Genomic DNA, 18,714 nt, shown 5'->3' with positions numbered 1-18,714 from the left:
GCGGGGGACGAACACGGGACGCGACGGTCAGAGACGACCCTCCGCGACGGCCCGGCTCACCCAGGGGACGACCTCGTCGAGCATCACGTCCAGCGACGTGGTCGCGGTGAACCCGAGCACCTCACGGGCCTTGGTGACGTCCGGCACGCGCTTCTGCACGTCGTAGCGGAACGGCTCATCGGAGACGTACCGGAACGGCACGTCCGGGCCCTTGATCTTGTGCCAGATCAGCTCTGCCAACTCGAGCACGCTGGTGGACTCCGCTGTCGACAGGTTGAAGTCCTCGTTGCGGGCGGCCGGGTGCTCGATCGCGGTGGCGATCCCCCGGGCCAGGTCGCCGCCGTACGTGTAGTGGCGCACCTGGTTGCCCGCACCGAGGATGTGCAGCGGGTCCTGCCCCTTGACGATCTTCTGCACCAGGTCCGGCACGACGTGCGACATGGCCAGCTTCACGTTGCCCGAGAGCACCTCTGCCTGGCCGAGCGCCCGCCCCTCGCCCACGCCCACGCAGTTGAACGGCCGGACGATGGTGTACGGCACCTGGTACTGCTCCCAGGCGGCGCGGGCGTAGTACTCCACGGCCAGCTTCTGGAACCCGTACGACGACAGTGGCGGTGGGACTCGCCGCTCGTCGCCCTCCCGGCTCGGCCACTGCTCGGTCGACTCGTAGACCATCGAGGAGGAGAGATAGGTGACCTTGGACAGCTGCCCGTCCCGGTGCGCACGGATCGCCGCGTCGCACGTCGCCGCCATGATCCGCTCGTTGGTGGCGAGCAGATCGTAGGCGTACGCGTGGAAGTAGGAGATCCCGCCGATCATCGCCGCCCCGGCCACCAGGTGGTCGCAGCCGTTCAGCAGCTCGGTGAGCAGATCGACGTCGCGGGCGTCACCCTCGACGAAGCGGTAGCGGGGATGGTCGTCATAGCTGTGGGTTACCGGCCCGTACTTGGAGAAGTTGTCGACCGCGACCACTTCGTGGCCCCGGTCCAACAGCTCCTCGACGAGGTAGCCGCCGATGAATCCGGCCGAGCCAGTTACCAGGACCTTCGCCACGTGCGCTCCTAAGCGGTTTTCTCGTACTCGGTGCTGTTGTCCTGCGGGTCGCGCGGGGCCGGCACGGCCGCCGCGACGGTGCCCGCGGCGAGCTTCTCCCGGCTCAGCCGCCGACCGTAGGCGAAGAAGTACCAGCGCAGGTAACCGGGAAGGAACCGACCCAGGTCGAAGTGGGACTCGCCCAGCGGCCGGTCCAGCCAGATGGTCGGGATCTCGGCCACCGGCAGCCGCAGCCGGGTGGCCTTGGCCGTCAGCTCCAGGCCGATCTCGAACCCGGTCCGGGACTCGATGCCCACCTCCCGGACGAAGGCCGTGTCGTACGCCTTGAAGCTGTTGGTGGCGTCCCGGGTGCCGACCCGGGCGAAGGTGTAGAGGCTGCGCCCGGCCCACCGGGACATCATCCGCTTCAGCCGTGGCCCGCCCACCTGCTGCCCGCCCGGCATGTAGCGGGAGGCCGCGGCCACCACCACGCCCCGGTCCACCAGCCGGGCCAGCTCGTCGATCTGACGCGGGTCGTCGCAGCCGTCGGCCATGGTCACCACCACGACGGGGGCCTGGGCCGCGTCGACACCGAACCGGATCGCGTTCGCGGGCCCTCGGCCGTAGGTGTTGAGCACCGCCCGGACGCGCGGGTCCTGCCGGGCGATCTGCTCGGCGTACGGCACGGTGGTGTCCTCGGGCATGTCGTGCACGATGAGCACCTCGGCCGGAAGCAGCATCTCCCGCAGCATCCGCTCCAGGCAGCGGACGATCGCCTCGCCCTCGTTGTAGACCGGGACGACGACCGACACGCGTGGCGTCACACCCGCACCCCCTGTCCGGTCAGCCCCCACATGTCGATCAGTGGGGTGTCGGTCTCCAGTCGGGCGTACTGCTCGTGCGGCGCGGCGATGACCAGCAGGTCGGCCCGGCGCAGCACCTCGTCCAGGTCGACGAAGCGCTCGTCGGCCACGTACGGGTCGGTGCAGAGCGTCTCCCGGGTCTTCAGCGCCAGGATCTTGCGCAGCTTGTACGCCAGGCTCTCCCGCGGGTCGTCGCTGCCGCCCTTGAACGCCATACCGAGGATGCCGACCGTCATCTCGGACAGGTCGAACCGGTCCTCCAGACGGGACACCAGGTACAGCGGCAGCCCTTCGTTGATCAGCATGGCGGAGTGGCCGAGCACGAAGTTGTTCCGGTTGAACGCCGCGAGCTGCATGGTGTCCTTGAACAGGCACGGCCCGGCGGCGAAGCCGGGCATCGGCAGGTCCGCCGCGCGCGGATAGTCGTACGCCACCGCGTGCCGGATCCGGGCGAAGTCGAGGCCGAAGTCGTTGGCCATCATCCAGAACTGGTTGGCGGTGGCGAACTTGATGTAGCGCCAGGTGTTGGTGAAAAGCTTGGCCAGCTCCGCCTCCTCCGGCTCCAGTGGCACGATCTCCTCGGTGAGGTGCCGGAAGAGCTTCTCCGCGCGGGCCAGCGCCGTCGGCGTCCGGGCCGCCACGATCTGCGGCAGCGTGAACAGCTCGGTCATCGCCCGCCCCTCGGCGATCCGCTCCGGACAGAACGCCACGTCGGCGCGGATGCCCTTGCCGGCCAGCAGCTTCTCGGTCAGCGCGGTCACTCCCGGGTAGACGGTGCTGCGCAGCACCACGAGTTGCCCGTCGCGCAGGTGCTCGGCGCACCGCTCCAGGGCCCGGGGCACCGCGCCGAGGTCCGGGTTGAGGTGCTCGTCGACCGGCGTGCCGACCACCACCACCAGGTGCTCGGAACCGCCCACGCTGGCCGGGTCGGTGGTCGCCCGCAGCCGCCCGGCGGCGACCGCCTCGGCCAACGGGTCCGCGGCGCCGGGCTCGGCGAACGGGAGCCGGGCCGCGTTCACCGTGGCCACCGCGTCGGCGTTGATGTCGTACAGGACCACGGAGAGGCCACGGGCGGCGAAGGCGATGCCCAGAGGCAGACCCACCCGACCGCAGCCACCGACGATGCAGACGTCGGCCGTCGTGACCTGCGCGGCCCGATCCTCGGACATGGATCAACTCCCATGGGGGTGGTGGGGGTGTCTTCCGGTGGTCGCCGGAATTCAAGCAGGCTAACCGCTCGGAGGTGACTCGCGGGTAGCCGAACATGCCGAGGCCGGTGCCCTTTCGGCCGATAGCCCACATGGTGAACGGATCCGGTGACGCAGCGCGATTGGATGAGCCCCCTCAGGAACCGCGGCAGCAGGTGCCGGCGGGCCCAGCGCAGGCCGGCGGTGACCACCGCGAGTACGGCGGCCACCGCGAGCTATCCCCGCACCGGAACCCCTCAGGCGCCGCGCAGGGTCGCGCCGAGGCGCTCAGCCGCGACGGCGACCGCCGCGTCCCGTGCCGCCACGGCCTCCTCGACGGTCAACGTCCGGTCCGGCGCCCGGAACGTCAGCTTGTACGCCAGCGACCGTCGCCCCTCGCCGAGCTGCGCGCCGGAGTACACGTCGAACAGCCGCACGTCCTCCAGCAGCTCACCGGCGCCCGCCTCCAGCGCACGACGCACCTGCTCCGCCGGCACCGAGTCGTCCACCACCAGGGCCACGTCGATCAGCGCCGGCGGGAAGCCGGACACCGTCGGCGCGGGCGTCACCGGGGTCGGCGGCAGCGCATCGAGGTTCAGCTCCATAGCGCAGGTGCGGCGGGGCAGCTCCAGCGCCGCCACCACCACCGGGTGCAGCTCGCCGGCGTGCCCGACGACCGCTCCGTCGACGCGCACCTCGGCGCAGCGGCCCGGGTGCCACGGCGCGTACTCGGCCGCCCGCACCTCGACCCGCTCGTCCGGGATCCCGGCGGCGTCGAGCACATCACGGGCCGTCTCGACGGCGTCCGCCCAGCCGGCCGGTCGACCCGCGCCCCACCAGCCGGCCGGGTCGAGGTCACCGGCGAGCACCGCCGCGACGTGCACCGGCTGCGCCGGCACCACGGCGTCGGCGGCGGCGAACTCCTCGTCAGTCGGTCGCCGGTCCACGCCCATCGCCGGCGGGCTGCCGGCGCCAGGACGCGGGTGGAAGACCGCGCCGATCTCGTAGAGGGCCAGGTCACGGTGACCCCGGCCGAGGTTGCGCTTGAGAATGCCCAGCAGCGGGCCGAGCAGCATGGTGCGCAGCAGCGGCTCCTCCTCGGACAACGGGTTGGCAAGGCGCACCGCACGGCGGCGCGGGTCGTCGGCCGGCAGGCCGAGCTGGTCGGCCAGCTCCGGCGACACGAACGGGTGCGCGAGCACCTCCACGTACCCCCGCTCGGCCAGCGACACGGCCACGGCCCGGCGGCGACGCTGGCGCGGGGTCAGCCCGCGACCGGGCGGCGCGGTCGGCAGCACCGACGGCACCTTGTCGTACCCGTCGAGGCGGACGACCTCCTCGACCAGGTCGGCCGGGTCGGTCAGGTCGGGCCGCCAGCTCGGCGGGGTGACGCTCAGCGCCACGCCCGCGCCGCTGGCCGTGCCGACCGCGCCCGGGTCCTCGGACAACCGGTCCGTGCCCTGCGCGACGGTGCAGCCGACCCGCTCCAGCAGGGCGACGACCCGCGCCGGCGGGTACTCGACGCCGACCCGCCGGGTCGGCAGGTCCGCCGGCAGGGTGATCGGGGTACGCGGCCGGACGTGGTCGATGTCCAGGATCTCCGCGCTCGGGGTGCCGCCACCGTGCTCGGTGAGCAGCCGCACGGCCCGCTCCAACGCGACCAGCGCCACGGCCGGGTCGACGCCCCGCTCCCAGCGCTTCGCGGCCTCGCTGAACAGCTTGTGCCGGCGGGCCGTGCGCCCGACCATCGCCGGGTCCCAGTGCGCCGCCTCGAAGAGCACTGTCGTGGTGCCGGGGACGACCTCGCTGGTCTCGCCACCCATCACCGCCGCGAGGGAGATCGGCCCGGTGTCGTCGCAGATCACCATGTCGTCGGCGGTGAGCACCCGGTTGACGCCGTCCAGGGTGGTCAGCTTCTCCCCCGGCTCGGCGCGGCGGACCACAAGCGGCCCGACGATCCGGTCGGCGTCGAAGGCGTGCATCGGCTGGCCCAGCTCCAGCATCACGTAGTTGGTGATGTCCACCGGCAGCGAGATGCTGCGGATGCCCGCGGTGATGAGCCGCTGGGCCATCCACGACGGGGTGGGCGCGGTCGGGTCGATGCCGCGGACCAGGCGGGCGGTGAACCGGTCGCAGCCGACCGTGTCGCGGACCTCCACCGGGTACGCCGGCGTCGGCGTGCCGCCCGGCGCGGGCGCCATCCCCGGGTCGCGCAGCGGCACGTCGAACGCGTGCGACAGCTCCCGGGCCAGGCCCCGCAGGCTCAGCGCGTACCCCCGGTCCGGAGTGATCTCCAGCTCGAGAACGACGTCGTCGAGGCCGACGACGGGCCGCGCGTCGTCGCCGGGCTTGGCGGACACGTCCGGCGGCAGCACGATGATGCCGGAGTGGTCGTCGCCCAGGCCCAGCTCCTTCGCCGAGCAGATCATGCCGGCCGAGTTGTGCCCGTACGTCTTGCGGGCGCCGATCGTGAACCCGCCGGGCAGCACACCGCCGGGCAGGATCACCACCACCCGGTCACCGGGGGCGAAGTTGCGCGCCCCGCAGACGATCTCCTGCGGCTCGCCGGTGCCATTGGCGGCGCCCACGTCGACCCGGCAGAAGCGGATCGGCTTCTTGAAGCCGGTCAGCTCCTCGATCTCGCGCACCTCGCCGACGACGAGCTGGCCGGTGACGCTCTCGCGCAGGTCCACCACGGACTCGACCTCGATGCCGAGGTTGACCAGGGCCTGCTCCAGGTCACCGGTGGGCAGGTCGGCGGGGAGGTCGACGTACTCCCGCAGCCAGCTGACAGAAACTCGCATGACTTCAGACCACCGTTCCCGTGTCTCGTACCCGCATCGCCTACGCCCCGGTGGAGAGCGCGCGGCTGAACCGCACGTCGCCCTCGAAGAGATGGCGGATGTCGCTGACCCCGTGCCGGACCATCAGGGTCCGGTCGATGCCCATGCCGAAGGCGAATCCGGAGTAGACCTCCGGGTCGACGCCGCAGGCGCGCAGCACCCGCGGGTTGACCATGCCGCAGCCGCCCCACTCGACCCACTGCGGGCCGTCGCGGTGCTCCGGGAACCACACGTCGAACTCCGCCGACGGCTCGGTGAACGGGAAGTAGTGCGGCCGCCACCGGGTCTTCGCCTCCGGGCCGAACATGGCCCGCGCGAAGTGGTCCAGCGTGCCCCGCAGGTGCGCCATCGTGATGCCCTTGTCGACCACCAGGCCCTCTGCCTGGTGGAACACCGGGCTGTGCGTGGCGTCGATCTCGTCGGTGCGGTAGACGCGGCCGGGCACGATCACGTAGATCGGTGGCTTGCGGCTGAGCATGGTGCGGGTCTGCACCGTCGACGTGTGCGTGCGCAGCACCAGGCCGGAGCCCTCCGGTGCGATGTGGAACGTGTCCATCAGCCCGCGTGCCGGGTGGTCGGCGGGGATGTTCAACGCGTCGAAGTTGACCCACTCCAGGTCGACCTCGGGCCCCTCGGCCACCTCGTAGCCCATCCCGACGAACAGGTCGCTGATCGACTCCATCAGGACGCTCAGCGGATGCCGGGCGCCGCGCGGACGCCGGTTGAAGGGCAGCGTGACGTCCACCCGCTCCTCGACCAGCACCCGCTCGGCCTGCTCGCGCTCCACCACCTCGGCGCGGTCGGCGTACGCGGCTTCGATCGCCCGGCGGGCCTCGTTGACCCGCTTACCGGCGTCGGACTTCGCGGCCGGCGGCAGCGCGCCGATCTCGCGGCGCGCGAGGGAGACCGGCGACCGGTCCCCCAGGTGCGCCGAACGCAGCGCGGTCAGCGCGTCCGGATCGGCGGCGGCCGTGAACGCCTTCGTGGCGTCGGCGACGGCCTCGTCCAGGGCGGCCGGGTCGAGCAGGGCGACCTGCTTCGGGTCGTACGGATCGTTGCGGTAGCTCATGGCGTACGGGCACTCCCTCACGGCGGCGCCAGCCCTCATCGGGGCGGCTAGGCGAGTCTACGGACGCGCGGCTGTGCCGCAGCCCGCCGGTAGGAGTTGCGCAGGGAGCAGGTCAGGCCCGCCGCCCGCCGACACCGGCGGGCTGGCTAAACGAACGCCGTGTCGCGTTCATGGGCGGATGCTCTCCCCTGCTGTCGGTCGCGCCGGAGGTGGTCACCGTCAGCGCTGCGCTCTCGCTGAAGCGTACAGGCAGACCGCCGCGGCGGCAGCCAGGTTGAGGCTCTCCGCGCGCCCGTACAGCGGCACCCGCACCCGGGCGTCGGCGGCGGCGGTCAACTCCTCGGGCAGGCCGTGCGCCTCCGAGCCGAACAACCACGCGGTGGGCCCGACGAGCCGGCCGTAGTCGGTCAGGTCGTCCAGGTCGTCGTCGCCGTACCCGGTGGTGGCGAAGATCGACAGCCCGGCGGCGCGCAGCGCGTCGACCACCGCGACCGGGTCGGGCGCGCGGACCACGTCGACGTGGAAGAGGCTGCCGGCCGAGGCCCGCACACACTTGCCGTTGTACGGGTCGACCGCGTCCCCGGCGAAGACCACCGCACCCGCGCCGGCGGCGTCGGCGGTGCGCAGCACCGTGCCGGCGTTGCCCGGGTCGCGGATCTCGGCGAGCACCGCCACCAACCGGGGCCGGCCGGCGAGGGCCTGCTCCAGCGGCACGTCGAGGTGCCGGCAGACGGCGACCAGCCCCTGCGGGGCGACGGTCTCGGCCAGCGCGGCGAGCGCGTCGTCGGTCACCTCGGAGACCGGCACGTCGGCGCGGGCCGCCGTCGCGGCCAGCTCCGGGTGCCGGTCCAGCGCGGCGGGCGTACCGAACAGCTCAGTGACCACCCCCGGCCGTGCGAGGGCCTCGCGGACCGCCTGCGGGCCCTCGGCCAGGAACAGGCCGGTGGCGTCGCGGTCCCGGCGGCGCTGCAACCGGCGGGCGGCGACAACCCTCGGGGTACGCGGGGTGAATGCCATCATGGGTGGTCCTCCGACACGATTGAGGCGCCCCCCGGACGGCGGTGCCGACACGGGAGACGCCTCGCTCTGGTGCGGGGGGATCAGGCGGCCTGGGCCGCCGCGCCGCCGGTGCCCTCGGCCGCGACCGCGGCCCGGGCCAGCTCGACGATCGCCGCGAAGGCGGCGGCGTCGTTGACAGCCAGGTCGGCCAGGATCTTGCGGTCGACCTCGATGCCGGCCAGACGCAGGCCCTGGATCAGGCGGTTGTAGGTCATCCCGTTGGCCCGGGCGCCCGCGTTGATCCGCTGGATCCACAGCTGCCGGAAGTCGCCCTTGCGGTCGCGACGGTCCCGGTAGGCGTACTGCATCGAGTGCAGCACCTGCTCCTTGGCCTTGCGGTACAGCCGGGAGCGCTGACCGCGGTAACCGCTCGCGGTCTCCAGCAGGGTACGACGCTTCTTCTGGGCGTTCACAGCCCGCTTGACGCGTGCCATCTCAACTCCTTATTACGTAAAGGTGGCGCGCGTCAGCGGCCGAGCAGCTTCTTGATGCGCTTGACGTCGGCCTTGGCCAGCACGACCGTGCCGGTCAGCCGGCGGGTCTGGGTGGAGGGCTTCTTCTCCAGGTTGTGGCGGAGGCCGGCCTGCTGGGCAACGATCTTGCCCTTGCCGGTCACCTTGACCCGCTTACCCATACCCGTGTGGCTCTTCATCTTCGGCATGTGGAACGTCTCTCCCCTGTTACTCGCCGCTGGTGTCGGCGGCGAGGCCGGTGTCACCGGCTGCTGCGGTCTCGCCGACCGCCGCGGTCTCATCGGCTTCCGGAGCGGCGGACTCGTCCGCTGCCCGGTCCCGAGGTGCACCGCGGGACGCCGTAGCGGCGACCGCGGAGGCCTTCACGGCCCGATGCGGAGCGAGAACCATGATCATGTTTCGGCCGTCCTGCTTCGGAGCGGCCTCGACGTATCCCAGTTCCGTGATCTCGGATTCGAGCCGGCGCAGGAGCCGGTAACCCAGCTCCGGGCGGCTCTGCTCGCGACCGCGGAACATGATCGTCACCTTGACCTTGTCGCCCGCCTTGAGGAACCGCACCACGTGACCCTTTTTGGTCTCGTAGTCGTGCGGGTCGATCTTCGGACGGAGCTTCATTTCCTTGATGACGGTCTGCTGCTGATTACGCCGCGCTTCGCGCGCCTTGAGTGCGCTCTCGTACTTGAACTTGCCGAAGTCCATGAGCTTGCACACCGGCGGGCGCGCCATCGGCGCAACCTCGACCAGGTCCAGATCGACGTCCGCGGCCAGCTGAAGGGCGCGCTCCAGCGGGACGATGCCCACCTGCTCACCCTCGGGGCCGACCAGTCGGACCTCACGTGCCCGGATCTGCTCGTTCACGCGTGGTTCGACGCTGATGGGGCCTCCTCGAGTCGTTTCTGCTCTGTCGCCGACCCCTGCGGCTCCCGGGTGGGAACCGACCCGGAAAGCAGAAGGCCCCGGCGCATGCCAGGGCCCGCTCGACCGGTCGGCGTGATCACAGGATCACACGTCCGGGACCGGGACGTGCCCGGAACCGGTGACCGGACCCGGCCACCGTGGCGGCGACTCGGGTGGGAGCAGGCGCTCCGCTTTCAAGGCTGTCTGCTCGCATGCGGAGACAGCCTGGTCGACGCGACAACAGTACACCGCCGCCTCGCTCGCCCCCAAACCGGGCACCCCGGCCGTGAGCAGCGCCGACGGTGGCGCAGGTCGGCGAGCGGCGGGGTCAGCTGCCGGCGGCGCGCTGGGCGAGGCGGTTCAGGTGGGCCTCGTGCAGCCGGCGCAGGGCGCGGACCCCGTCGACGGCCAGCTCCTTGTCGGCCGCCTGCAGGGCGACCATCGGCAGCAGGTCGTCGTCGTGCAGCTCCAGGCTCGCCCACGGCGCGCCCCGGTCGAAACGGACCCCCCGGACAACCTCCCAGGGCAGCTCGTACGAGCTGATGACGTTGCGCACCCGGATGACCCGCGCGTCCGCCTCCACCCGCGGGCGGGTGAACAGCAGGAAACCCAGCGCCCCGAAGATGCCCAGACCGATCATGGCGATCTGGTCGCCACGCTGGAAGCTGCCGTAGCCGTCGCCGGTCGGCCCGCTCAGCGAGGTGGCGACCACGGCGAACACCACCACCAGCGCGACCGCCGCCGACCAGCACACCACCCGGATGCGGCGGGGCTTGAGACGGACCAGCTCGGTGTCACTCACCCCACCAGTCTGCCACCCGTACCCGCCCCGCAGACGCACCACCCGCCGAGCCATCACTCAGCGTCCCGCGACGCGCCCATGCCGGCGCGGCGCGGTTGATCAGTCGAGATCAGCGAAACGGGGGTGTCCCGCGCGGGCGGACACCCCCGTCTCAGCGATCCCGTGAACGCTCAGAGGCGGCAGGCGTGGATGTTGGTCACCAGGATGGCGCGGGCGCCCAGCTCGTACAGCTCGTCCATGATCCGGTGCACGTCGTCGCGGAGCACCATGGCCTGCACTGCCACCCAGCCCTCGCGGTGCAGCGGCGACACGGTGGGCGACTCGATGCCGGGGGTCAGCCCGCTGGCGCGGTCCAGCAGACCGGCCGGGACGTCGTAGGCGAGCATCACGTAGCGGCGGGCCACCAGCACGCCGTGCAGGCGGCGCAGCAACTGCTCGGCCTGCGCGTGCGCCGGTGCGCCGGCGCGGCGGACCAGCACCGCCGACGAGCGCAGCAGCGGCTCGCCGAACACCACGAGGCCCGCCTGGCGCAGGGTCGCGCCGGTCTCCACCACGTCCGCGATCACGTCGGCGACACCGAGGCGTACGGCGTTCTCCACGGCGCCGTCGAGGCGGATCACCTCGGCCTTGACGCCCGCCTCGTCGAGGTGCCGCTCGACCAGCCCCGGATACGCGGTGGCGATCCGGTGCCCGCCCAGATCCTGCACGGAGGCGATGTCGTCGGGGCGGGCGGCGAAGCGGAAGGTGGCCCGACCGAAGGCGAGGTCGACGACCTCCTCGGCGGGTGCGGCCGAGTCGATCAGCAGGTCCCGGCCGGTGATGCCGAGGTCGAGGTCACCGGAGCCGACGTAGGTGGCGATGTCCTTGGGACGCAGGTAGAAGAATTCGACATCGTTGGCCTCGTCGCGGCAGACGAGGTCCTTGGGGTCGGTGCGCTGGCGGTAGCCCGCCTCACGCAGCATCTGGGCGGCCGGCTCGGCCAGGGTGCCCTTGTTGGGGATGGCGACACGCAACATGACGGAGTGCTCCTTCGATCGAATCTGATCAACGACGGGGCGCACTCACAGATGTCGGTAGACGTCCTTCAGTTCGAGACCGCTGGCGAGCATCAGCACCTGGACCTGGTAGAGCAGCTGGGAGATCTCCTCGGCGGTACGCTGCGGCCCCTCGTGCTCGGCGGCCATCCACGACTCGGCCGCCTCCTCGACAACCTTCTTGCCGATGAAGTGCACGCCCTTGTTCAGCGCGGCGACGGTGCCCGAGCCCGGGGTGCCGGCGGCGGCCTTGGCCTGCAGCTCGGCGAACAACTCCTCGAACGTCTTCACGGGGAACGATTCTTCCAGCCGCCGGGCCGGCGCCCCGAGTCCGGGTCCACCGCGACCCAGTAGGCGGACAATTCCCTATCAGCATGGTGGGAAAATCTTCGATCGACGCCCATGGACCTCTACGCTGTCCGCCATGGCCAGCCGCTCACGCCTTTTCGCGCTCACCCTCGCCGGCGTCGTCGTCGCCACCGCCGGATGCGCGCCACAGGACGAGGAACCGACACCCACCGCCACGCCGTCCTGCACGAAGGACAGCCTGCCCACCCGTACGCCGGGCAAGCTCACCATCGCCACCGACCAGCCGGCGTACGAGCCGTGGTTCCGGCAGGACAAGCCGGACAGCGGCGAGGGCTTCGAGGCCGCCGTCGCGTACGCGGTGGCCGAGAAGCTCGGCTACGCCCGGGGCGACGTCACCTGGACCCGGGTCAAGTTCGACACCGCGATCGCGCCCGGGGAGAAGAACTTCGACTTCGACATCAACCAGTTCTCCGTCACCGAGGAGCGCAAGCAGGCGGTGGACTTCTCGGCCCCGTACTACCTGGTACGGCAGACCGTCATCGCGCTGAAGTCCTCGAAGATCGCCGGCAAGACCTCGCTGGCTGACCTGCGCGGCGCCCGGCTCGGCGCCCAGGTCGGCACGACCAGCTACCAGGCGATCACGGACGTCATCAAGCCGTCCGCGAAGCCGCAGGTCTACAACAGCAACGACGACGCCAAGAAGGCCCTGCAGAACGGGCAGATCGACGGGCTCGTGGTGGACCTGCCGACCGCCTTCTACATCACCGGCGCGGAGATCACCGACGCGACGATCGTCGGGCAGGTGCCGCAGGTGGGCGTGCCGGAGGCGTTCGGGCTGCTGCTGGACAAGAACTCGCCGCTGACCCGCTGCGTGAGCGGCGCGGTCGGTCAGCTCAGCGAGGCCGGCACGCTGACCGAGCTGGAGCAGAAGTGGCTCGCGCAGGTGGCGGGGGCGGCCGAGCTGAAGTGACGCCGCGGGAACACACCCCGTCCGCGGCGCAGCTGCGGCGGTCGGCGTACCGGCGTCGGCAGAGCCTGCACAGCGTGCTGATCGCGGCCTTCTCCACGGCGGCGCTCGGCACGTTGCTGGTCGTCGCCGTGACCGGCGCGCCGGGCTGGGACCGGGTCCGGCAGTCGTTCCTGGACCCGCGGATCGGCGCCGACGCGCTGCCTGCCGTGCTGGACGGGCTCTGGCTCAACGTCCGGCTGCTGGTCTGCTGCGCGGCCGGCGCGCTGCTGCTCGGGCTGGTGATCGCCGTGCTGCGGACACTGCGCGGCCCGGTCTTCTTCCCGGTACGGGCGCTGGCCGCCGGCTACACGTACACCTTCCGGGGTCTGCCCCTGATCATCGTGCTGTACCTGCTCACCCTCGGCGTGCCCGGGCTGCGGCTGCGGGGCATGCCGTCGGTGCTGGTGCTCGGCGGGCTCGCGCTGGTGCTCACCTACGGCGGCTACCTGGCCGAGGTGTTCCGGGCCGGCATCGAGTCGGTGCACCCCAGCCAGCTCGCCGCGGCCCGTTCGCTGGGCCTGACCTACCGGCAGACGATGCGGCACGTGGTGCTGCCGCAGGCCGTCCGCCGGGTGGCGCCACCGCTGCTCAACGACGTGGTGGCCCTGCAGAAGGACGTCGGCCTGGTCTCGCTCGCCGGCCCGATCGACGCGGTCCGCGCCGCCCAGATCGCCACCGCCCAGTCGTTCAACTACACCCCGTACGTCGTGGCCGGGGTGCTGTTCGTGCTGCTCGCGATCCCGCTGATCGCCGTCACCGACTGGGTGACGCTGCGCTCGGCCCGTCGCCAGTCGGGAGGCTGACCATGGCGCTGCTGCGCTGCCGGGGCCTGCGCAAGGAGTTCGCCGGCCACGTCGTGCTGGACCGGCTCGACCTGACGGTCGCCGAGCACCGGGTGGTGGCCCTGATCGGGGCGTCCGGGTCGGGCAAGTCCACGCTGCTGCGGTGCGTGAACCTCCTGGAGGAGGTGGACGACGGCACCATCGAGCTGGACGGGGAGGACATCTCCGACCCCCGGGTGGACGCCGACCGGGTCCGTCGGCGGATCGGCATGGTGTTCCAGGCGTACAACCTGTTTCCGCACCTGAGCGTGCTGGACAACATCACCCTCGCGCCCCGGCGGGTGCACCGGCGGTCCCGCGCCGAGGCCGAGGCCCAGGCCCGCGACCTGCTCGACCGGGTGGGGCTGGGCGCGAAGGCGCACGCCTACCCGGACGCGCTCTCCGGCGGGCAGCAGCAGCGGGTGGCGATCGTCCGGGCGCTGGCGAACTCGCCCCGCCTGATGCTGCTCGACGAGGTCACCTCGGCCCTGGACCCGGAACTCGTCGGCGAGGTGCTGACGATGATCCGGGACCTGAAGGCCGACGGGATGACCATGGTGCTGGCCACCCACGAGATGGGTTTCGCCCGGGAGGTCGCCGACGAGGTGTGCTTCCTCGACGCGGGGCGCGTCGTCGAGAGCGGCCCACCGGAGCAGGTGCTCGGCGAGCCGACGCAGGCCCGGACCCGCCAGTTCCTGCGCCGCATCATCGAAGCCGGCCGACTCTGAGGCCAGCCGACTCTGAGGCCAGCCGGCTCTGAGGCCGGCCGGCACCGAAGCAGAGCAGCGCCGGAGGCGGCGTCAGCCGCCGAAGCCGACCCGCTGCGCGTTGCCGGCGGCCACGGTCCGGACGGCCAGCGCCGCGTCGAGCGCCGCCACGGTCGCCGCCCAGCCCTTGTCCTCCGCCGAGCCGGGCAGCCCGGCCCGGTCCCGGGCCTGCTCGATGGTCTCCACGGTGAGCACGCCGTGCGCCACCGGCTTGCCCTCGTCCAGCGCCACCCGGGTCAGCCCGTCGGTGACCGACCGGCACACGTAGTCGAAGTGGGCGGTGGCGCCCCGCACGACCACGCCGAGCGCGACCACCACGTCGCAGCGGCGGGCGAGGGCCTGGGCGACGACCGGCAGCTCCACGGAGCCGGCGACCCGCGCCACCACGGACCGCGCCCCGCACGCCTCGGCGGCGGCGACCGCGCGCTCCAGCATGTGATCGGTCAGATCGCCGTGCCACCGTGCGGCCACCACCCCGACGGTCAACCCCGCGGCGTCGACCGCCTCGACTCCCGGCTCGCCGAAACCCGCCATCGTCATGCTCCGATCTCGTCGTCGGCGACCGGACGCCCCAGCGGCGCCTCGGACACCTCGTCCAACTCGTCCAGCAGGTGACCCATCCGGTCCCGCTTGGTGCGCAGGTAGCGCAGGTTCTCCGGATGCGCGCCGGCCGGCAGGCTCTCGCGGCCGGTGACGGTGAGCCCGTAGCCCTCCAGCCCGGCCCGCTTCGCCGGGTTGTTGGTCAGCAGCCGCATCGAGCGCACGCCCAGGTCGTACAGGATCTGCGCGCCGGTGCCGTAGTCGCGGGCGTCGGCCGGCAGACCCAGGTCGAGGTTGGCGTCCACGGTGTCGCGACCCTGGTCCTGCAACTGGTACGCCTGCAGCTTGTGCAGCAGGCCGATGCCGCGTCCCTCGTGCCCGCGCACGTAGAGCACCACGCCGCGGCCCTCGCGGGCGACCCGGGCCAGCGCGGCGTCCAGCTGCGGCCCGCAGTCGCAGCGCAGCGAGCCGAACACGTCCCCGGTCAGGCACTCGGAGTGGACCCGGACCAGCACGTCCTGACCGTCGCCGAGGTCACCGAGCACCATCGCGACGTGCTCGGCCGGGTCGTGCTCGGCACGGTAGCCGAGCGCCCGGAACACCCCGTGCCGCGTCGGCATCCGGGCGTCGGCGACCAGCTCGACCTGCTTCTCGGTACGCCGCCGGTAGGCGATCAGGTCGGCGATGGTGATCAGCGTGAGGCCGTGCTCGGCGGCGAACTTCTCCAGGTCCGGCAACCGCATCATGGTGCCGTCGTCGTTGACCAGCTCGCAGAGCACGCCGGCCGGGCGCAGCCCGGCGAGCCGGGTCAGGTCGATCGCCGCCTCGGTGTGCCCGGGTCGGCGCAGCACCCCGCCCTCGCGGGCGCGCAGCGGCACCACGTGCCCGGGCCGGGCCAGGTCGGTCGGATCGGTCGCCGCGCCGGCGAGCAGCCGGCTGGTGTGCGCGCGGTCGGCCGCCGAGATGCCGGTGCTGATCCCCTCCCGGGCGTCCACGGTCACCGTGTACGCGGTGCCGCGCCGATCCTGGTTGGTGTGGTGCATCGGCGGCAGGTCGAGCCGGTCGGCCTCGCTCTCGGTCAACGCCACGCAGACGTACCCGGAGGTGTGGCGCACCATGAACGCCATCAGCTCCGGCGTGGCCCGCTCGGCCGCGAAGATCAGGTCGCCCTCGTTCTCCCGATCGGCGTCGTCGACCACGACGACCGGCCGCCCGGCGGCGATCTCGGCGATCGCCTCGTCGATATCGGCGAAGCTGCTCATGCGACGGCCTCCGTGTAGGTGGGCGGGAGTGCGGCGGCCGGCCTGGTGGCGCGCGAGGTGCGCCACCAGGCGGCGAAGCCCCAGGCGCAGAAGGCGCCGTAGACCAGGTACATGGCCGCCGACGGGTAGAACCCGCCGCGCAGCAGCAGCGGCACGCCGACCGCGTCCACCGCGATCCACACCAGCCAGAACTCGACCCAGCCACGGGCCATGCCGTAGGTGGCCAGCAGACTGCCGGTGAGGATCCAGGCGTCCGGCAGCGGGCCCCAGGAGCCCAGCGCCTTGAGCACCGGGTACGCGGCGGCGGTGCCGACGACGGCGGCCAGCAGCAGCACGAGCCGCTCCCGCCCGGTGGCCCAGCGCGGCAGCACCGCGGCGTGGTCGGCGTCGACGCGGCTGTTGCGACGCCACCGCCACCAGCCGTAGACGCTCACCGCGAAGAAGAACACCTGCCGGCCGGCCTGCCCGTACAGGTCGTGCGCCTGCGGGGTGGCGAACACCCCGCCGAGGAAGACGGTGAACAGCAGCGCGTTGCCGATCATGCCGACCGGCCACGCCCAGACCAGCCGGCGCAGCCCGAGCAGCGCGGAGACCAGCCCGAACACGTTGCCGACGATCTCCCGGGCCAGCACCGGCGAGCCGGCCACCTGCACCTGGGCGTCGAGCAGCCAGCCGAGGGGGCCCATCAGGCCACCCCGCCCGTGCTCGGGGTCGCCCCGGAAGCGTCGGTGAGCCGGGCGCCGAGCAGCCGCTCGACGTACTTGGCCAGCACGTCGACCTCCAGGTTGACCGGGTCGCCGACGCCCTTCGCGCCGAGCGTGGTCAGCTTCAGGGTGGTCGGGATCAGCCCGACGGCGAACTCGTCCGCGCCCACCTCGGCCACGGTCAGCGACACGCCGTCGATGGTGATCGAGCCCTTCTCCACCACGTACCGGGCCAGGGCGGCGGGCAGCCGGAACCGCACCGTCTCCCACTGCTCGGCCGGTTCCCGGGAGATCAGTTCGCCGACGCCGTCGACGTGGCCCTGCACGAGGTGCCCGCCGAGGCGGCTGCCCAGCGCCGCCGCCCGCTCCAGGTTGACCGGGTCGCCGGGACGCAGCGCGCCCAGCGCGGACCGGCGCAGGGTCTCGCCCATGACGTCGGCGGTGAAGGTGCCGTCGGCCGCGTCCACCACCGTCAGGCAGACGCCGTTGACGGCGATGGAATCACCGTGGCGGGCGTCCGAGGTGACCAACGGGCCGCGCACGGCGACCAGCGCCGAATCGCCCGCCGTGGCCGTGACCCGGACGATCTCCCCCAACTCCTCGACAATGCCGGTGAACATGTCAGCCCTCCCTTTTGCGGGGCAAAGCGGTGATCCGGAGATCCGGACCGACCTGCGTAACGTCCACGAACTCCAGATCGATGGCCTCAGCGATGGTCGTCACTCCGGCGTCGACCAGGGCGGTGGGGCCGGCGCCGAGCAGCCGGGGCGCGACGTACCCGACGATCTTGTCGACCAGGCCGGCGGCCAGGAACGCGCCGGCCAGCCGGGGGCCGCCCTCCAGCAGCACGGCGCGGACCCCGCGCTGGTGCAGCGCCGCGAGCAGCGCCGACAGGTCGACCCGGCCGTCCGGGCCCGCGCCCACCTCGGCCGCGGTCGCGATCCACGTCCGCGCGGCGCCGTCGCGGACCCGGGCGTCGAAGGGGGTACGCCCCGAGCTGTCCACCACCACCCGCAGCGGCTGCCGGATGGCCAGGCTGCCGTCGCGCAGGTTGCGGGCGGTCAACCGGGGGTCGTCGGCGAGCACGGTGCCCACCCCGGCGACGACCGCGTCGACCGTGCCGCGCAGCGCGTGCACGTCGATCCGGGCGGCCTCCGAGGTGATCCACATGCTGGTGCCGTCCGCGGCGGCGGACCGGCCGTCGACGGTGGCGGCGTACTTCCAGATGACGTACGGCCAGCCCCGGCGCATCGAGGTCAACCACGCGACGTTGCCGGCCTCGGCCTCGTCGCCGCGTACCCCCAGATCCACCTGGACCCCGGCGGCGCGCAACGTGGCGGCGCCGCCGGAGGCCACCGGGTTCGGATCGGGCACGGCGATGACCACGCGGGCCACCCCGGCCTGGACGAGCGCGGTGCTGCAGGGGCCGGTGCGGCCGGTGTGGTCGCAGGGTTCCAGAGTGACGACCGCGGTGCCGCCCTCGGCGCGCGGGCCGGCCTGGGCCAGCGCGACGATCTCGGCGTGCGGCCCACCGGCGTAGGCGTGGAAGCCCTCCCCCACGACCTCGCCGTCGGCGTCGAGCAGCACGCACCCGACCACCGGGTTGGGGCTGGTGGTGCCCAGCCCGCGAGCCGCCAGCTCGATCGCACGCCGCATCGCCTCATCGACGGAGACGCTGGCCATCGCCCTGTTCTGCCCTCTCACTCGCCGGTCCGCGCGCGGGCGGTCAGGGAGGCGGCATGGACCGCGGGCAGGCGGCGGCGGAGTCCGGGTACGGCACAGCCGACCCGGATGGGCGGCACGGCACGCTGACGCCAGCGGCCGGCTGAAGACCCGTCCGTCCCGCGCGCTGTCTCCCATCCGGACTGTCTGGGCGCGGACGAACCGCCCCCAACCGTCGGCCCCGGATTTTCACCAGGTCCACCGGGCGGCAAGCCGTCCGGGTCGCGGGCTGACCACGGTTGGACCGTGGATCACCGCCGGTTCGGAATTTCACCGAGTCCCGCCAGCGCGTGGTGGGTACTCCGCAGTCTTACACGCCGA

General features: G+C 72.5%; 20 protein-coding genes and 1 riboswitch. Of the genes, 3 read left to right on the top strand and 17 right to left on the bottom strand.

The window, feature by feature from the left end; translation table 11 throughout:
• Positions 1-27: 27 nt before the first annotated feature.
• From ABZU53_RS21280 to ABZU53_RS21225, 12 genes are all read right to left on the bottom strand, one after another.
• Complete coding sequence (locus ABZU53_RS21280; protein WP_355067111.1) at positions 28-1,053, bottom strand: NAD-dependent epimerase/dehydratase family protein; 1,026 nt, start codon at positions 1,051-1,053, stop codon at positions 28-30.
• An 8-nt stretch (positions 1,054-1,061) separates the two neighbouring features.
• Positions 1,062-1,856 carry a glycosyltransferase family 2 protein gene (locus ABZU53_RS21275; protein WP_354857837.1) on the bottom strand — a complete coding sequence of 265 codons (795 nt, stop codon included), beginning with the start codon at positions 1,854-1,856 and terminating at the stop codon, positions 1,062-1,064.
• Positions 1,853-3,064: a nucleotide sugar dehydrogenase gene (locus tag ABZU53_RS21270; protein WP_354857834.1), complete on the bottom strand. Its 1,212-nt coding sequence runs from the start codon at positions 3,062-3,064 to the stop codon at positions 1,853-1,855. Before ABZU53_RS21270 ends, ABZU53_RS21275 begins: the two co-directional genes overlap by 4 nt.
• A gap of 275 nt (positions 3,065-3,339) precedes the next feature.
• On the bottom strand, positions 3,340-5,886 hold the full coding sequence (gene pheT / locus ABZU53_RS21265; protein WP_355067110.1) for a phenylalanine--tRNA ligase subunit beta: 2,547 nt from the start codon (positions 5,884-5,886) through the stop codon (positions 3,340-3,342).
• A gap of 40 nt (positions 5,887-5,926) precedes the next feature.
• Positions 5,927-6,994 (bottom strand): phenylalanine--tRNA ligase subunit alpha, encoded by a 1,068-nt coding sequence (gene pheS, locus ABZU53_RS21260; protein ID WP_355067109.1) that lies wholly within the window; start codon positions 6,992-6,994, stop codon positions 5,927-5,929.
• 219 nt (positions 6,995-7,213) lie between these two features.
• Positions 7,214-8,011, bottom strand: coding sequence for an RNA methyltransferase (locus ABZU53_RS21255; RefSeq protein ID WP_354857878.1), 798 nt, complete (start codon positions 8,009-8,011; stop codon positions 7,214-7,216).
• 83 nt (positions 8,012-8,094) lie between these two features.
• Positions 8,095-8,487: a 50S ribosomal protein L20 gene (gene rplT, locus ABZU53_RS21250; RefSeq protein WP_030335718.1), complete on the bottom strand. Its 393-nt coding sequence runs from the start codon at positions 8,485-8,487 to the stop codon at positions 8,095-8,097.
• Between the two features lie 32 nt (positions 8,488-8,519).
• Positions 8,520-8,714 (bottom strand): 50S ribosomal protein L35, encoded by a 195-nt coding sequence (gene rpmI / locus ABZU53_RS21245; RefSeq protein ID WP_007458415.1) that lies wholly within the window; start codon positions 8,712-8,714, stop codon positions 8,520-8,522.
• 19 nt (positions 8,715-8,733) lie between these two features.
• A complete protein-coding gene (infC, locus tag ABZU53_RS21240) occupies positions 8,734-9,384 on the bottom strand; it encodes a translation initiation factor IF-3 (protein WP_355067108.1) in 651 nt (216 codons plus the stop codon).
• Between the two features lie 367 nt (positions 9,385-9,751).
• Positions 9,752-10,225, bottom strand: a complete 474-nt coding sequence (locus ABZU53_RS21235) for a PH domain-containing protein (protein WP_354857826.1) — start codon at positions 10,223-10,225, stop codon at positions 9,752-9,754.
• 170 nt (positions 10,226-10,395) lie between these two features.
• Positions 10,396-11,241: an ATP phosphoribosyltransferase gene (gene hisG / locus ABZU53_RS21230; protein WP_355067107.1), complete on the bottom strand. Its 846-nt coding sequence runs from the start codon at positions 11,239-11,241 to the stop codon at positions 10,396-10,398.
• 45 nt (positions 11,242-11,286) lie between these two features.
• Positions 11,287-11,550, bottom strand: coding sequence for a phosphoribosyl-ATP diphosphatase (locus ABZU53_RS21225; RefSeq protein ID WP_234589761.1), 264 nt, complete (start codon positions 11,548-11,550; stop codon positions 11,287-11,289).
• A 133-nt stretch (positions 11,551-11,683) separates the two neighbouring features.
• Here ABZU53_RS21225 and ABZU53_RS21220 point away from each other — a divergent pair, with 133 nt between their 5' ends.
• The 3 genes from ABZU53_RS21220 to ABZU53_RS21210 are packed head-to-tail and all read left to right on the top strand — an operon-like array spanning position 11,684 to position 14,126.
• Positions 11,684-12,538 (top strand): transporter substrate-binding domain-containing protein, encoded by an 855-nt coding sequence (locus ABZU53_RS21220; RefSeq protein WP_355067106.1) that lies wholly within the window; start codon positions 11,684-11,686, stop codon positions 12,536-12,538.
• Positions 12,535-13,380, top strand: a complete 846-nt coding sequence (locus ABZU53_RS21215) for an amino acid ABC transporter permease (protein WP_354857819.1) — start codon at positions 12,535-12,537, stop codon at positions 13,378-13,380. Before ABZU53_RS21220 ends, ABZU53_RS21215 begins: the two co-directional genes overlap by 4 nt.
• 2 nt (positions 13,381-13,382) lie before the next feature.
• Positions 13,383-14,126, top strand: a complete 744-nt coding sequence (locus tag ABZU53_RS21210) for an amino acid ABC transporter ATP-binding protein (protein WP_354857817.1) — start codon at positions 13,383-13,385, stop codon at positions 14,124-14,126.
• Between the two features lie 72 nt (positions 14,127-14,198).
• On the opposite strand, the gene ribH is transcribed toward ABZU53_RS21210, so the two are convergent.
• From ribH to ribD, 5 genes are read right to left on the bottom strand one after another with little or no spacing between them, the layout of a single operon-like run.
• Positions 14,199-14,699 carry a 6,7-dimethyl-8-ribityllumazine synthase gene (gene ribH, locus ABZU53_RS21205; RefSeq protein ID WP_234589790.1) on the bottom strand — a complete coding sequence of 167 codons (501 nt, stop codon included), beginning with the start codon at positions 14,697-14,699 and terminating at the stop codon, positions 14,199-14,201.
• A gap of 2 nt (positions 14,700-14,701) precedes the next feature.
• On the bottom strand, positions 14,702-15,967 hold the full coding sequence (locus ABZU53_RS21200) for a bifunctional 3,4-dihydroxy-2-butanone-4-phosphate synthase/GTP cyclohydrolase II (RefSeq protein ID WP_354857814.1): 1,266 nt from the start codon (positions 15,965-15,967) through the stop codon (positions 14,702-14,704).
• Positions 15,964-16,653 (bottom strand): nicotinamide riboside transporter PnuC, encoded by a 690-nt coding sequence (gene pnuC, locus ABZU53_RS21195; protein WP_354857812.1) that lies wholly within the window; start codon positions 16,651-16,653, stop codon positions 15,964-15,966. The genes ABZU53_RS21200 and pnuC overlap by 4 nt, the downstream gene beginning before the upstream one ends.
• Entirely contained in the window at positions 16,653-17,291 is a 639-nt protein-coding gene (locus ABZU53_RS21190; protein WP_355067105.1) for a riboflavin synthase, read from the bottom strand. Before ABZU53_RS21190 ends, pnuC begins: the two co-directional genes overlap by 1 nt.
• 1 nt (position 17,292) lies before the next feature.
• Positions 17,293-18,354, bottom strand: coding sequence for a bifunctional diaminohydroxyphosphoribosylaminopyrimidine deaminase/5-amino-6-(5-phosphoribosylamino)uracil reductase RibD (ribD, locus tag ABZU53_RS21185; RefSeq protein WP_354857808.1), 1,062 nt, complete (start codon positions 18,352-18,354; stop codon positions 17,293-17,295).
• A gap of 161 nt (positions 18,355-18,515) precedes the next feature.
• Positions 18,516-18,685, bottom strand: a riboswitch (FMN riboswitch).
• Positions 18,686-18,714 lie beyond the last annotated feature (29 nt).

This window comes from Micromonospora sp. NPDC005194, assembly GCF_040608335.1.
Taxonomy (GTDB): domain Bacteria; phylum Actinomycetota; class Actinomycetes; order Mycobacteriales; family Micromonosporaceae; genus Micromonospora.
Note: the sequence above shows the minus strand (reverse complement) of the source record. Positions and strands in the feature narration are given on the sequence as shown.

Coding starts and splice junctions, on each gene's coding strand:
- rplT (WP_030335718.1), bottom strand. CDS start 8,487: ATGGCACGCGTCAAGCGGGCTGTGAACGCCCAGAAGAAGCGTCGTACC.
- pheT (WP_355067110.1), bottom strand. CDS start 5,886: ATGCGAGTTTCTGTCAGCTGGCTGCGGGAGTACGTCGACCTCCCCGCC.
- rpmI (WP_007458415.1), bottom strand. CDS start 8,714: ATGCCGAAGATGAAGAGCCACACGGGTATGGGTAAGCGGGTCAAGGTG.
- ribH (WP_234589790.1), bottom strand. CDS start 14,699: ATGGCGGGTTTCGGCGAGCCGGGAGTCGAGGCGGTCGACGCCGCGGGG.
- pnuC (WP_354857812.1), bottom strand. CDS start 16,653: ATGGGCCCCCTCGGCTGGCTGCTCGACGCCCAGGTGCAGGTGGCCGGC.
- ABZU53_RS21255 (WP_354857878.1), bottom strand. CDS start 8,011: ATGGCATTCACCCCGCGTACCCCGAGGGTTGTCGCCGCCCGCCGGTTG.
- ABZU53_RS21190 (WP_355067105.1), bottom strand. CDS start 17,291: ATGTTCACCGGCATTGTCGAGGAGTTGGGGGAGATCGTCCGGGTCACG.
- pheS (WP_355067109.1), bottom strand. CDS start 6,994: ATGAGCTACCGCAACGATCCGTACGACCCGAAGCAGGTCGCCCTGCTC.
- ABZU53_RS21220 (WP_355067106.1), top strand. CDS start 11,684: ATGGCCAGCCGCTCACGCCTTTTCGCGCTCACCCTCGCCGGCGTCGTC.
- ribD (WP_354857808.1), bottom strand. CDS start 18,354: ATGGCCAGCGTCTCCGTCGATGAGGCGATGCGGCGTGCGATCGAGCTG.
- ABZU53_RS21270 (WP_354857834.1), bottom strand. CDS start 3,064: ATGTCCGAGGATCGGGCCGCGCAGGTCACGACGGCCGACGTCTGCATC.
- ABZU53_RS21200 (WP_354857814.1), bottom strand. CDS start 15,967: ATGAGCAGCTTCGCCGATATCGACGAGGCGATCGCCGAGATCGCCGCC.
- ABZU53_RS21210 (WP_354857817.1), top strand. CDS start 13,383: ATGGCGCTGCTGCGCTGCCGGGGCCTGCGCAAGGAGTTCGCCGGCCAC.
- hisG (WP_355067107.1), bottom strand. CDS start 11,241: ATGTTGCGTGTCGCCATCCCCAACAAGGGCACCCTGGCCGAGCCGGCC.